The following is a 13,143-nucleotide window of genomic DNA, read 5'->3' as shown; positions in this document are numbered from 1 at the left end:
CGGACCCGGACGGAGCCCGGCGACGGGGGGAGAATCTCGGCACATGGCAACACGGCGGGACGAGCTCAACGCCTACACCTTCGCGCGGAAGCGGATGGTCGCCGCGTTCCTGCAGCCCTCGGCGGCGGGAACCGACGAGGCCGCGCCGCGCCCGGTGCGGGCCGTACTGCCCGGGATCGTCGTCGGGGCGCTCATCCTGGCGGGCTTCGGCGCCTGGGGCATCTTCAAACCCAAGGCACCGGCCGGCTGGTCAGAACCGGGGACGCACGTCATCGTGGGCAGCAAGTCCACGACCCGGTACGTGGTTCTGAAGACCGGCGAGACCAAGCGCCTGCACCCGGTGCTCAACTACTCCTCCGCGAAGCTGCTGCTCACGCCGGAGAAGTCCTCGGTGATAAAGGTCGAGGAGTCGGTGCTCGACAACGGCAAGATCCAGCGCGGGCCCACGCTCGGCATCCCGTACGCCCCCGACCGGCTGCCCGACGCCAAGGACGCCGGCAAGGAGAAGAGCTGGGCCGTCTGCGAACAGCCCGGCGGCGAGGGCAGAACGGTGCAGAAGGCCGTCTTCCTCTTCGCCGACCGCGACGCGGCGAAGGTCGGCGGCAGCCGCCAACTCCACGACGGCCAGGCGCTGTACGTCGAGGGACCCACCGGCGACCGCTACCTCGTGGACCCCGGCGGCACCAAGCACCTCGTCGGCCTGCCCGTCGGCGACAACCCGCCGCCCCGCGACCAGGTGCTGCGCCGCTCCCTCTTCAGCGAGGGCGCCCAGCCCCAGAAGGTCACCAAGGACTGGCTGGGCACCCTGCACGAGGGCAGCCCCATCACCTTCCCCCGGCTGCCCGGAAAGATCGGCGCCCCGGCGGGCGTCGGCAGCCTCGACCCCCGGCTCGACAAGGTCGGCACCGTCATCCGGGCCGTGGCAGGCAAGGGCATGCAGCACTACGTGGTGCTGCCCGGCCAGGTCGCCCCCGTCTCCGACCTCGTCGCCCGGCTGCTGCTCACCAGCCCGGACACCGCGGTGCTGCGGCAGAACGCGCGCGCCGAGGAAGTCGGACCGCAGTCCTTCACCTCGTCCCAGGAGTGGTTCTACGGCCAGTACGACTGGCCGAAGCTCGTCCCCACCCAGGTCAACGACGCGAACACCGGCGTCCGTACGGTCTGCAACGTGCTCCACGGCGTGGACGGCAAGGGCGTCACGAAGCTGACCACCTGGGCCGGCTCCAGCTACCCCGCCCAGATCCTCGACGGCGCCACCAGCGCCTACGTCACTCCCGGCAGCGGCCTGCTGTACCGCCAGATCAACGGCTCCTCCACCAGCGTCGGCTCCCTCTTCCTGGTGACCGACACCGGGCTCCGCTACGCGGTGCAGACCAACAACGACAGCAGCGCGGGCCGTTCCGGTATCGGCGAGGACGGCAAGCCCAAGACGCCGGAGGAACGGGCGAACCAGGCGTACGAGGCCCAGACCCGGCTCGGCTACAAGGAGGTCAGGCCGGTCCCGGTGCCGGACAACTGGTCCGCCTTCCTACCCAAGGGGCCGCGGCTGGACGTCAACAGCGCCCAGCAGCCGCAGAGCTCGTGACGGGAGGGGATCGTTCGATGACGGTGCTGAGAACGGCCGTGCTGCCGGCCGTGGTCCTGGTCACGGCTGTTGCGGGAGGCACGGTAGGCACGGGAACGGCCACCGCCGACACCCGGGCCGGGTCCGGGAACCCGAACGCCCTGACCCTGAACGGCAGCGGTGAGTGCACTTTCCCGATGAAGCAACAGATATCGGGCATGCCGTGGGCCCTGCAACGGGTCGTCTTCGACCGGCTCTGGCAGGACACCAAGGGCAAGGGCGTCCGGGTGGCGGTCATCGACACCGGAGTCGACGACACCAACCCTCAACTGGCCCGCGCCGTGGACCGCTCCGCCGGCGCCGACCTGCTGCCGAAGGACAAGAACGCCCCTCAGGAGAAGGGCGCCCGCTCCGACGGCACCACCGACGTGGTCGGCCACGGCACGAAGGTGGCCGGCATCATCGCTGCCCGCCCGCGCGAAGGCACCGCCTTCGTCGGACTCGCCCCCGAGGCCACGATCATCCCCATCCGCCAGAACGACGAGAAGGGCACCGGCACCGAGCGGACCCTCGCCGCCGCCATCCGGCACGCCGTCCGTCAGCACGCCGGCGTCATCAACATCTCCCAGGACACCGCCAAGCCGCTGCACGGCGACTCGGACCTGGCTCTCGCCGTCCGTGAGGCCCTGAACGAGGACATCGTCATCGTGGCCTCCGCCGGCAACGACGGACTCCAGGGCAAGGTGAAGAAGACCTATCCCGCCGCCTACCCCGGAGTGCTGGCCGTCGCCGCCTCCGACCGCAACAACGAACGCGCCGCCTTTTCCCAGTCGGGCGATTTCGTCGGAGTGGCGGCCCCCGGTGTCGAAATGGTCTCCACCGTGCCGAAGGGCGGCCAATGCGTCGACAGCGGCACGAGTTTCTCCGCCCCGTACGTCGCCGGTATCGCGGCACTTCTCCGCGCGAAACACCCGAACTGGAAACAGCATCAGGTCGTCGCCCAGATCGAGCAGACCGCCGAAAGAGCCGTCAAGGGCCGCGACAACTTCGTCGGCTGGGGCGTCGCCGACCCCGTCCGCGCCCTCACCGAGGACGACCACCCCATCAACGCCCCGACCCCGGACCGCGCCGTCTCCGCCGGTCAGGCCGTACCGAAGCCTCCCGCCCTCATCATCGGCGAGACACCGCAGGAGCGCGACGAACGCCTGGCGACGTACGCCTTGATAACGGCGGGTGTCCTCATCGCGGCCGTCAGTGGAACGGCGGTGGCCCTGCGGGATCGGCGGCGACGTGGTTGATGCGCGAACCAATGAGCGTGTCACGCGTGCGTGAACTCACCGCAGTGGCATACCTGTTGGTTGCCATCGGGGGAGTGGCTAGAGTGGCGGACGACAACTTCGGTCCGATGCATGGGGGAGTCGTGTGATCGGCTCCCGTAGGGCATCCGATTCATGGGGGTAGGTGCGCAATGGCCGACGACCTTACGGTCAAAGACGAGGACCTAGGTAGCCTGGTCAAGGAGCTCGGGAAGATGCACGACGAGCTCGAAGGAAGGATCAATCGCCTGGTCGGCGCAGCCGACGAGGTCAAGTCCCACTGGCAGGGCGGTGCGGCCAGGACCTACGACGAGCTGCAGACACGCGTGAACAATGATGTCCGTCGCCTGAAGGAGCTCCTCTCCTTCACCAAGGAGGCCATGGAGGCGAGCCGCCAGGGCTTCTCCGACAAGGAGATTGAGCACATCCAAAGCTTCAAGGGCGTCGGTGAGGGCGGCGGCACCGGCATTCTGAGTCGTTTCTAGGGCTCCTGACCAGGTTTCCGCGCCAGCCCATCGCTTCAGGACCCGCCAGGAGGAGATTACTTATGGACAACCACATCAGGGTCACGTACGCCGGCTTGGAGAGCGCCTCAACGAACGTGAAGGGCGAGGCCACCAAAATCAAAAACGAGCTGGATGCCTTGGACAGGCGCGTCAACAGCGTCGTCAGCAACTGGCAGGGTGAGGCCAGCAGGCTCTTCCACGAACGTCACAGGAACTGGGGCTCGAACGTCCAGGACATGCACGAAACGCTCCTGGCGATCGCCGCCAAGCTGCTCGACGCCTCCCATGGCTACTTCGACGTCGACCACAAAGCTGCGAACCGCTTCCGCTGAGGCGTCCTCACACTGTTTTCCGTCCGTGGGTGCGGATGCGGATCTCCGCACCCTGCGCCCGCGGACGTTTTTGCAGAGTTCACTATTCAAGCGCATTGATGTATCAGGGGGCTGACTCGTGGGATCCGGGGATCCGGCACAGCATGGCGGCGGCAGTGGCAGTTCGTCGGATCTGGATGTGGGTGACGACGACAACCTCCAGGGCCTGAAAAAGCGAGTGGACCGCCTCCTCGGCAAGATGGACAAGTCTGCCGCCTCGCACAAGCACATCGCCGACCAGAAGGTCAGCAAGGAGGCGTTCGGAAGCTTCCATGAGGCGGAGGCCCTGTCGAAGGAGTACGACAGGGTCCATCAGCGGCTGGAACTTCTCTCCCAGATGCTGGGCGACCAGCTGGAGGCCATGAGTCTCGCGGTCGGCATGGCGGACGGCGACTACAAGAACACCGACCAGGAGCACTCGAAACGGCTCGCAGCCATCCAGAAGCGGTCCATCGAGAACTGGGAACAGCAGCAGAAGCTGAAGCAGCAGGACGAGCGGAACAAGCACGGAAAGCCCGGAGAGTCCGACCAGGGTGGGGGACAGGAGTCCTCCGACCAGGCCACGTCATGACGTCGGGGGAGGTAGATCATGAGTGATGGTTCCACCAGTGTGGAGAACATGTCCTACGAGGGCATTTACTACTCCTTCATTCAGGCCAAGGGCCAGGAACTGTGCAGCAAGGGCCAGGCCCTGAAGGATGCCAAGACGGAGATCGAGAGCATCGGCAACGAGCTCAAGGGACACGTCGGCCGGACCGAGTGGAAGGGCCAGGGAGGCGACGCCTTCCGCGAGTGGGGTGACGCCTTCGCCAAGCAGATCATCAAGCTTGCCCATGTCGCCGGGACGACAGGCGAGCACATGGTCTCGGCCGGCAACGACGTCCAGGATGCCGTACGGCAGATCTCCGACACGCCGCCCGAGGCGGTCGGGCAGTGCTATGCCGACGCGGACAAGGAAAAAGACCGCCTGAAGACGGTAGAGGCCAAGCGCGAAAAGGTGATGCCTCACGTGCGGAGGGCAGCTTCGACGTGCCAGGCGGCGGCGACGACGATCAAGGGGCTGGAGGTACCGGAGTTCCGGCCGATGCCGGTCCAGACAGGTGTCAAGGACGGGGGTCTCGAATGGGGCGAGCCGTACGGCCCCTCGGGCGGCGGCTCCGGCGGGGGACCCGCCAGTCAGTCGTCCTACGGTCCGGGGGCGGGCGGTGCTGGTTCCGCAGGCGGTAGCAACTCGGTACCGCACACGCCCGGGGCGGCCTATCCCGACCCGTCGGGCACGCAGGTTCCGCCGCCGGTTCACGGCGACTCCGGGACCGGACCGGTGCACGTTCCGGCACACGGTCACGATGGCTCGGATTCCAGCCAGGGCAACGGCAGCACTCGCATCGACAGCGGACCGTCCGTGCCCACGGTCCCGACGCCGACACCGACACCGACCATCCCGTCCGGCCCAGGGACGCCCGTACCGCCCGACCACACGCGGTCCGTTCCACCGCTGCCGACAGCGCCGGGGGTGCCTGGATACCCGCTTCCTGGTCGGAACCACCCCGGAGTTCCCAACGGACCGGGAGTCCCGCCGACCTCACCGGTGAACACCGGCAGGCCTGGAAGGAGTGCCATCGACCCTGGTCGTTTCGGCGTCCCCGGGGTCGGGAAGGTGCCGGCTGTGCCGCGAACCGACACCGGCATCATCGGCGGTACCCCTTCGACCGGCCCGGGTGCCGGGGCCGGCCGGGGAGTTCCTCGTGGGACGGTCATCGGTGGCGAACCACAGCAAATGGGCCGTGGAATGATGGGGATGCCGGGGGCCATGGGGACGGGCTCTCCTTCCCTGGGGCCCGGTGGTACTGCGAAGCGGTTCGCGTCGCAGCCCGGTGGTGTCGTGAGAGCTCCCTCGGGTTCGCAGGGGGCAGGACGCGAATTCACTCCGGGCGGCAGCGGGCTCGTCCGTGGGGGGAGTGCTGCCGGAGTTGCGGGTCGTGGAGCGGAGAAGGAACGCAAGCGACCCGACGGCCCCGGATACCTGACCGAGGATGAGGAAACCTGGACTGTGGGTGGAGCGGACAACGTTCCTCCCGTGATCGAGTAGAACCTCGTACGCGACGCCGGATGGTGAGCAGAGAACACGTGAACAAGACGAAGATGACAGGCGCTTGCCGCCGAGTACTGGTTGTGGCATCCGCCTTGAGTTCTCTGCTCGCCACCGGTGGGCTCGCTGCTCCTTCCGCGAGTGCCGAGACCGTCCGTGATGGTCAGTGGTACTTGGAGACGATGCAGGCCGAGCGCATGTGGGAAAAGACCACGGGCAAAGGCGTCACCGTCGCGGTAGTGGATACCGGTGTCCGGGCCTCTCAGCCGGAGCTGAGGGGGAGAGTGCTCCCCGGAAAGAGCTTCTCCTTCGGAGAAGAGGGCAAGGACGGCCGCGGAGGCGGCGAACCTCATGGCACCGCGATGGCGACCCTCATTGCCGGTGACGGCCGGAGCGACATGCAAGTCATGGGCCTCGCGCCGGGAGCCCGCATTCTCCCGATAAAGGTGAGTACAGGCTTGGGAGTGGGGAGCGTAGACCCTATCGCCGATGCCGTCAGATACGCAGCAGATAGCGACGCGAAGATCATCAGCATGTCCATCGGTGTCGACGCGGCGTCAACAGACGGCAAGAGCCAAGCGAAAATCCAGCGCGCAGTGGACTATGCCATCAAGCGTGGCAAGCTCCTTTTCGCCGCTGCGGGGAATGACGGCAGCGAGACCAATATCGCCTCTTACCCGGGGGCGACACGAGGCGTCGTGGGAGTTACCGCTCTCGACTCGCACCTGAAGATGGGTAAGTTTTCGACGCACGGCCCGCAGGTAGCCCTATCCGCTCCAGGTCTCGACATTCCCACGGTGTGTGACGGGAAGACGGGTTACTGCCGTAGCAAGGGAACTAGTCAGGCCACTGCCGTGGCCTCCGGCAGTGCGGCCCTGGTTTGGTCTCTGCACCCGACGTGGACCGGCAACCAGGTCCTGCGCGTCCTGCTGGACACCGCCGGTCGGCCCACGCACGGCAAGGTGCCCAGTGAATACGTCGGTTACGGCACGATCCGTCCCCGGATGAATGTCCTGGAGAACAAGGGCAACCCGGGACCGCCCGACGTCAACCCGCTCGTGGCCGCCGCGAAGCCCTCCGCGAAGGAGGGAGCTCCGAGCGCTCCGGTCACGCACGCGCCGGCTCTGGCGTGGGGGAAGAAGAGCAAGTCCAAGGACGAGGACGACAACCTGCCCTGGATCATCGGCGGGGTGGCGGCCATAGCTCTGCCGGGGGCAGTACTGCTCGCGCTCCTGATCCGGCGCCGTAATCGCAAGGCGAGGGCGGCGCGGGCGCGGCAGCAGCAGGCGGCCGGGGTGGCCGGTTCGGGCAGCGGGATGGGGATGTATGGCAGCACGACGCCGGTCGAGCCGCCGTATCCGCCGCAGTCGCCCCCGGGAACTCGTCCTCCGGGCGCATCCTGACCCAGGCCGTGTGTTCCTGACGGCTCGTGATGCCGCCGCCCGCAGGTAGGTCCGAGACGCAGCCAGTGCCCTACGCGACACGCGGAGGCCCTGCCGGGCAACCGGTCCAGAGCCGTCCGGCCGTCTCGTCGTCGCGCGGGTCAAGGCGGCCGGCTACGCGGAGCGGGGGCGGGGGCCGGTTGTTGGCTGTCAGGCCGGTGGTGGCTCGGGCCGGGCGGCAGCGGTGGGGGTTTACGCGGCGGGTGCTTGCCCGGCCGTCCGTTTCGTCGTTGCGTGGGTCCAGAAGCGGCGGGCTACGGGGAGGCGGGCGCCTGGCCGGGGCCGGTCGTCCGGCTTCCGGTCCGGTGGGGCGGCTTCCGGGGCGGTGGGACGGAAAGTGGTGGATCGGGGCGCGAAATACGGCGTGTGGGACCAAAATCCCGCCCCGATCCACCGGTTCCGGTTGAGCCCCACCCTGCCAGCAGCCCACGCCCCACCCGCCACATCACCCCGGCCACCCAGGATGCCGCAGTCGACCGACAACCCCCGCCGCCCCCGTCCCGTAGCCGGCCATCTTGAACGTGCGCAACGACGAGACCGGTAGACGGCCGAACACCCGCCACCTGAACCATCCGCCCCGCCCGCCCCGCCCCCTCCCGCACCCCGGCGGACCCGCCGGGCCGGTCATGGCCCGTCGGGGCAGAGCAACGCAGCGGCCCCTGCCGCGCCTCCCCGAGGAGGCGGCAGGGGCCGCTGCGTGTTGCGCGCGATGCGGACCGGACTCAGGTGATGTCGAACTCGCCGTCCCGCACGCCGAGGACGAAGGCGCGCCATTCACTCGCGGTGTACCGGAGCACCGTGTCGGGGTCCTCGGAGTTGCGCATGGCGACGGCGCCGCCGGGGAGGTAGGCGATCTCCACTCGCTCCTTGGTCGGGTTGTCGGGAGCGCTGAGCCACTCGACGCCGGAGATGTCCATGGCGTACAGCTCTTCCGTCTCACGCTGGGTAGCCATCAGGGGGAGTTCCTTTCAGCACGGATGACGAACACCGCGGGTCCACGAACCGCCTGACCCGCGGTCAGGCTACCGGCCACCGGGCGTGCCGGACCGGGCCTTCGGGGAAGAGGTGCCGTGGCCATGCGGAAGTGTGCGATCCGCCACGGGTAAGGAAATTGAGGATCAACCGGATCTTGCCTACAGTCGGATAGCTCGATTTCTGACGGTTCATTGACGGGGGAGCTGAGATGGGGGTTGTCCTTCCGGACAAATTGGTCTTCGTGCTCGACCTTATCGGCGTCAACTGGCCGAACGTGGACGAAGACGACTACCGCGACATGGCCAAGTCGCTCCGGGGTTTCGCCAAGGACGTGGACACGGGCCGCGGCGACTCCAACGTGGCCTTGAACCGCCTCATTTCCACCAACCGCGGTGAGATGACGGCGGCGATCGAGGCGCACGTCCGCAAGCTGAACGGCAAGCACCTGCACAACCTCGCGGAGGGCGCCCGTCTGTTAGCGGGTGCCATGGACGGGGCGGCGGTCGTCGTCGCGGGCGCCAAGGGGGCGGCCATCGTCCAACTGGGCATTCTGGCGACGGAGGTGGCGGCGGCTCAGGCCGCGGCACCGTTAACCCTGGGCCTGTCGGAGCTCGGGGCCATCGGCGGCGTCGCGATCACCCGCACCGTGGTCAAGCGCATCCTGAAGGAAGCAGCCGAGGCCGCCGCTCAGGAAGTGCTCTCCGTGGTGACCGGCCCGGTCTTTGCCGCTCTGGACGCGATGACCACCGATCTCATCGTCCAGGTCGTCTCCGACGGACTCGGAGTCCAGGACGGCGTCAATCTCCAGCAGACCGTCCAGGCAGGCAAGAACAACCTCAAGATCGCCAGCGCCGGTGGCGCGGGAGGCGGTCTCGTCCTGGCCAGTGCCGGCGGGGGCGGCGGAGGCAGCGCCGACCTCGTCTTCGACGACCACGAGCACAACACCTTCACCGGCAAAGTGCACGACCACTCCAAGCACCTGGACGAGAAGGGAGGCAAGCACCTCCACACCTCCCGCAACCACTTCGGCCGCACCCGTGGACGCGGTTCCCTGGCCAAGGCGATCGAGGAAGTCGCCGAGAAGGCGATGAAGTCCCTCGACGAGGCGCACGGTCAGCTGAGGAAGCACCTCAACGATGTCGGCGACGGCCTGACCGCGGCGGGCAAGAGCCAGAAGAGGCAGGACCAGCACGCCCGCGACAGCATGAACGGCGTCAAGAAGCACCACCCCGACCAGATGCCGGCGGACGGCTCCGGCGGCGGGAGTGGGGCTGGTAGGGGTGGCGGCAAAGGGCCGGGTGGGAACGGTGGGGGTGGTGGCGCTGCGGGAGGGCGTCCGCTGGACCCTCAGCCGGGTTGGCACGGGCACACCGCCAACGAGACCCGCCATCACCGTACGGACGCACAGGACGTTTCGCACCTGAGCCGTGAGGAGCAGGAGCGTCTTACCCTCGACCAGTCCAAGGTCTGTGCTGACGAGGCGAACAAGCCGAAGGACGACGGGGGTAGAGGCCCCAGGGAGCCCGGAAAGGACAGGGTCAAAACGGGGTGCGCAGGCAGTCTCCTGCACAACGGAGTGATCACGTCGCACACCAGTTTTCAGCGCCTCAAGATCTCCGGGGACCTTCCGCCCGACCGGGCGGCCCGCGGACACGCGGCCCAGACGCCCACGATCCACCCTGCGGTGCAACAGGCGCTGGACGACATCGAGGCCGATGCCGCGGCCGGCCGTGGAACGAAGTCAATCGGCCACGGCAACTGTGCGGAAGTGGCCCTCATATCCGACCGATTACATCAGATGGACCCGAATGGGACGCATATTCGCACTCCGGAAGACGCCAGGAATGCGCTGGACGGTGCGGTTGTGCACACCCGGCAGATTGGCCGGCAGAAGGGTGTGGAACCTCTTGAGCACGGTGATTACAAGCGCCCGTGCGATTCCTGCGAGACCATGCTGCCGCGCCTAGGCGTCAGGGCCATAAGATGAGTGCAAGCAACGAAGTTCGAGGAGCATGGATGTCAACGGTACCGCCTTCCGAAGAGGTTGGATCCTGGTTGGCGGCTCATGGCTGGTTCGAGGGCCGCGATGCGGGGAGCGAGGTGGAGGTGCTGATCGAGGCACGCATCCGGGATTTTCGCGAGCAAGGGGAAACGCTATCCTTGCTCGCGACGGCCGAGGCTTTTCTTCGCTCGTACGGGAAGCTGGAACTTCCTATTTCCGAGACCACCGGTGTGCGACTGATCCTCGATCCTACCGGTGGATACGACGAAGACGCCGAGGATATCGTCGAACTCGCGAATGACCTCGGGCAGCGCCTGTTCCCGGTCGGCTACGAGACGTACGAGGGGGGAATTCTTCTGGTGGACGAAGTCGACCGGTTCTTCTATCTGCATCATTCCGGTTCGTATTTCCTGGGCGAGGGAGCCTTGGAAATGTTCGCAAACCGACTCGGGGGCAGGACCGTAGCCGCGGAGGAATTCTATGTCTGAGGTCGTTCCGGGCGTCGCCTCCAGTCTCCTGATCCAGGGCAAGATCTTCAGCATCACCAGCCTTGCGGGAGAGGGCGAGCCACGCCTGCACCCGGCAGTGGGTGCATTCTTCCGGGCGCTACCCGTGGAGCAACGTGAGTCGTTCTTGGGCCGTTGTGCGGAATCCGCTCTGGTGTCCGATCAATTGTGGGGGCTGGACGACGTCAGGACTGACGGTCGGTCCAGCACACTCGACGATTCGGTGCCGCACTTCGAAGGCTCGTTGATCGTCTCAGTTCTTGTCCGGGAGCAGGGAGATCCGGAGCACGGTCGTGGCACCCTCCCCTGCCGATCCTGTACCGCTCTCCTGAACCGCCTGGGTGTGGAGATCAGACAACCGTGACCGCAAGCGAATGCGACGTGCTTGTTTCGGCAGGCTGGTCCCCCGACCGCGACGCCGGTTACAACGCCCTGCACGCCATGCTGACGGCCGTCAGCACCGTCTCGCCCGACGGCACGGAGTCGTGGGAGCCGTTCCCCGCGGCGGAGAGCGCGCTGCGGGCCTTCCACGGGCTCGTCGTGCCCCCGGCCGGGCCGGGGACGGACGTCGCGGCGACCGGTTGTGTCGTCGATCCGGCGCGGGCCCGGTTCACCGTCCGCGCGGCGGCCGCGTTCGGCAAGGAGACCGGCTCGCGGCTGTTCCCGCTGGGGGCCACGGATGCCGAAGCGCCGCTGTTCGTGGACGAGAACGGCCGGCTGTTCGTCGTCGACCCGGGCGGGTGGTGGATCCTCGGGGAGTCGGTCGAGGAGGGGCTGATCGCCCTCGCCGAGGGCCGGGCGCCGCGGCGCGTGGCGCCGGTCGCGCACCACTGGCAGCTCGGCCGGCTGCCCGACGAGGACGTGGTGGCGGACCTGGTCAAGACCGGCATGGTCCTCGTCTACGTCCTGCACCGCCACGGGCTGCTGGCGACCCGGGCCGTCCGCTTCCGCGTCGTGGGTCTGCGCGGACACGGCCCGGTGCGGCTGGACGAGGTGTTCCGGCTCGCGCCCGGTTCGCTGGACGACAGCGCGGAGCACCTGCTGCGGGACGTCCGCGAGGCGATGGGATCGATCCCGCTCGGCGCTGCCGAGAAGTCCGTCGAGCTCCTGCCCGGCACCTCGGCCAAGCGGCCGTCCCCCGGCGTCACCTGCACGGTCTCCGCGGGCCGTCAGGGCACCGGCGCCCAGGGGCTCACCGTGCGGCTGGAGGCGGGGACGCGGACCGTTCTGGAGAAGGACGCCGGGCTGGCCGGCGCCCGTGACGAACTGTCGGGGTACGCGGGTCAGCGGCTGGTCACCGACGACGTTCCCCTCCGGCAGGAGGATCCGCCGGAAGAGCGCGCGCCGGCCGAGGCCGCCGCACGCCATGAGTGACCGCGGCGTACCGGGCCGACGCCGTCGGCCCTCGCCCGACCGCACCCGCTCCCTGGAGCAGTTGGAGGGCCATGCCTGGGGAGAACCCGCCCCCGGCGCGACACACCTCGTACGGTCCGTGCACGCCCTGCGCCGCCGCCCCCTGAACACGCTGACCGCCGACGAACTGCGCCGTCTGATCGGCCAGGACGTCGGCGTGCCCTGGCTCCTGCCGATCGCCCTGGAAGTCCTCCGGGCCGAAGAGGAAGCGCCACGGCCCGATGCGGAAGAGCGATGGCCCCACGGGGATGAGCGATGGACCGACGACGCCCTGCTGGGCGCCATACTCCGACAAGGAAGCGGGACCTGGGCCGACGCACCGGAGTCGGCGCGCGAACTCTGCGCCGTCCTGGAAGCCCTGACGGAGGTGCCCTCCACCCTGAGCGCCGACATCGAGCACTTCACGGCCGCACTGCCGCCCGGCGTGCCCGCTCCGCGACTGCTCCCCGCCACGCCCCCGCCCGGACTGGCCGACTGGCTGCGGACGAACGGCTGGACGCCCGGACGGGACGCCGGCCCCTGGATCCAGGACCTCATCGACGAGCGGGTCCGTGACGCCGCCCGGCAGGGGCACCCCCTCACGCCCTCCCCGGCGGCCGTCCGCTTCCTCCGCTCCTTCGGCCTCCTCGAACTCGTCCACCCCAAGGACCCCGAGCGCCGCTGGACGGTCGACCCGACGGCCGGCCACGAGGGTGACGCCGCCGGCATCGCCGCTCTCGCCGCCGACCTCGGACGCGGCCTGTTCCCGGTGGGCGGAGACACCCGGAAGGCCGGAGACCCCCGAGCGGGGAGCTCGATCGTCATGGACGACCTCGGCCGCTGCTTCTCCCACCACCCCAGCGGCAACCACCACCTGGGCGAGGACGCGTACGCCGCCCTGGCCCAGTGGCTGGCGGGCCCGCCCGTCCCGTAACCGGACCGGACCGGACAGGAGAGCCGGGCCGAGCCCCCAACAAGTC

General features: G+C 68.5%; 13 protein-coding genes. 12 read left to right on the top strand and 1 reads right to left on the bottom strand.

The window, feature by feature from the left end; genetic code table 11:
- Positions 1-43: 43 nt before the first annotated feature.
- The 7 genes from eccB (at position 44) to HN013_RS27695 (ending at position 7,249) form a co-directional block, all read left to right on the top strand.
- The gene (gene eccB / locus HN013_RS27725; RefSeq protein WP_171170989.1) at positions 44-1,585 is read left to right on the top strand and encodes a type VII secretion protein EccB; all 1,542 of its coding nucleotides are present in this window, start codon (positions 44-46) and stop codon (positions 1,583-1,585) included.
- 17 nt (positions 1,586-1,602) lie between these two features.
- Positions 1,603-2,862, top strand: coding sequence for a type VII secretion-associated serine protease mycosin (gene mycP, locus HN013_RS27720; protein WP_171170987.1), 1,260 nt, complete (start codon positions 1,603-1,605; stop codon positions 2,860-2,862).
- Between the two features lie 170 nt (positions 2,863-3,032).
- The gene (locus tag HN013_RS27715) at positions 3,033-3,365 is read left to right on the top strand and encodes a WXG100 family type VII secretion target (protein WP_171170984.1); all 333 of its coding nucleotides are present in this window, start codon (positions 3,033-3,035) and stop codon (positions 3,363-3,365) included.
- Positions 3,366-3,427: 62 nt separating this feature from the next.
- A complete protein-coding gene (locus tag HN013_RS27710; RefSeq protein ID WP_171170982.1) occupies positions 3,428-3,718 on the top strand; it encodes a WXG100 family type VII secretion target in 291 nt (96 codons plus the stop codon).
- A gap of 178 nt (positions 3,719-3,896) precedes the next feature.
- Positions 3,897-4,328: a hypothetical protein gene (locus HN013_RS27705; RefSeq protein WP_171170980.1), complete on the top strand. Its 432-nt coding sequence runs from the start codon at positions 3,897-3,899 to the stop codon at positions 4,326-4,328.
- Between the two features lie 18 nt (positions 4,329-4,346).
- Entirely contained in the window at positions 4,347-5,846 is a 1,500-nt protein-coding gene (locus HN013_RS27700; protein ID WP_171170978.1) for a WXG100 family type VII secretion target, read from the top strand.
- A 38-nt stretch (positions 5,847-5,884) separates the two neighbouring features.
- Positions 5,885-7,249, top strand: coding sequence for a S8 family serine peptidase (locus HN013_RS27695; RefSeq protein WP_312018730.1), 1,365 nt, complete (start codon positions 5,885-5,887; stop codon positions 7,247-7,249).
- Between the two features lie 761 nt (positions 7,250-8,010).
- Here the strand turns inward: HN013_RS27695 and HN013_RS27690 are convergent.
- Complete coding sequence (locus HN013_RS27690) at positions 8,011-8,241, bottom strand: DUF397 domain-containing protein (protein ID WP_171170977.1); 231 nt, start codon at positions 8,239-8,241, stop codon at positions 8,011-8,013.
- A 230-nt stretch (positions 8,242-8,471) separates the two neighbouring features.
- On the opposite strand from HN013_RS27690, the gene HN013_RS27685 reads away from it, so the two are divergent.
- From HN013_RS27685 to HN013_RS27665, 5 genes are read left to right on the top strand one after another with little or no spacing between them, the layout of a single operon-like run.
- Positions 8,472-10,250 (top strand): YwqJ-related putative deaminase, encoded by a 1,779-nt coding sequence (locus HN013_RS27685; RefSeq protein WP_171170975.1) that lies wholly within the window; start codon positions 8,472-8,474, stop codon positions 10,248-10,250.
- Positions 10,251-10,279: 29 nt separating this feature from the next.
- On the top strand, positions 10,280-10,753 hold the full coding sequence (locus HN013_RS27680) for an SUKH-3 domain-containing protein (RefSeq protein ID WP_171170973.1): 474 nt from the start codon (positions 10,280-10,282) through the stop codon (positions 10,751-10,753).
- A complete protein-coding gene (locus HN013_RS27675) occupies positions 10,746-11,135 on the top strand; it encodes a YwqJ-related putative deaminase (protein WP_171170971.1) in 390 nt (129 codons plus the stop codon). The genes HN013_RS27680 and HN013_RS27675 overlap by 8 nt, the downstream gene beginning before the upstream one ends.
- Positions 11,132-12,145 (top strand): SUKH-3 domain-containing protein, encoded by a 1,014-nt coding sequence (locus HN013_RS27670; protein WP_171170969.1) that lies wholly within the window; start codon positions 11,132-11,134, stop codon positions 12,143-12,145. Before HN013_RS27675 ends, HN013_RS27670 begins: the two co-directional genes overlap by 4 nt.
- The gene (locus HN013_RS27665; protein WP_171170967.1) at positions 12,138-13,097 is read left to right on the top strand and encodes a contact-dependent growth inhibition system immunity protein; all 960 of its coding nucleotides are present in this window, start codon (positions 12,138-12,140) and stop codon (positions 13,095-13,097) included. Before HN013_RS27670 ends, HN013_RS27665 begins: the two co-directional genes overlap by 8 nt.
- The last annotated feature ends 46 nt before the right edge of the window (positions 13,098-13,143 follow it).

Origin of the sequence: Streptomyces sp. I05A-00742 (assembly GCF_013055795.1) — a bacterium.
Lineage (GTDB): Bacteria > Actinomycetota > Actinomycetes > Streptomycetales > Streptomycetaceae > Streptomyces.
Note: the sequence above shows the minus strand (reverse complement) of the source record. Positions and strands in the feature narration are given on the sequence as shown.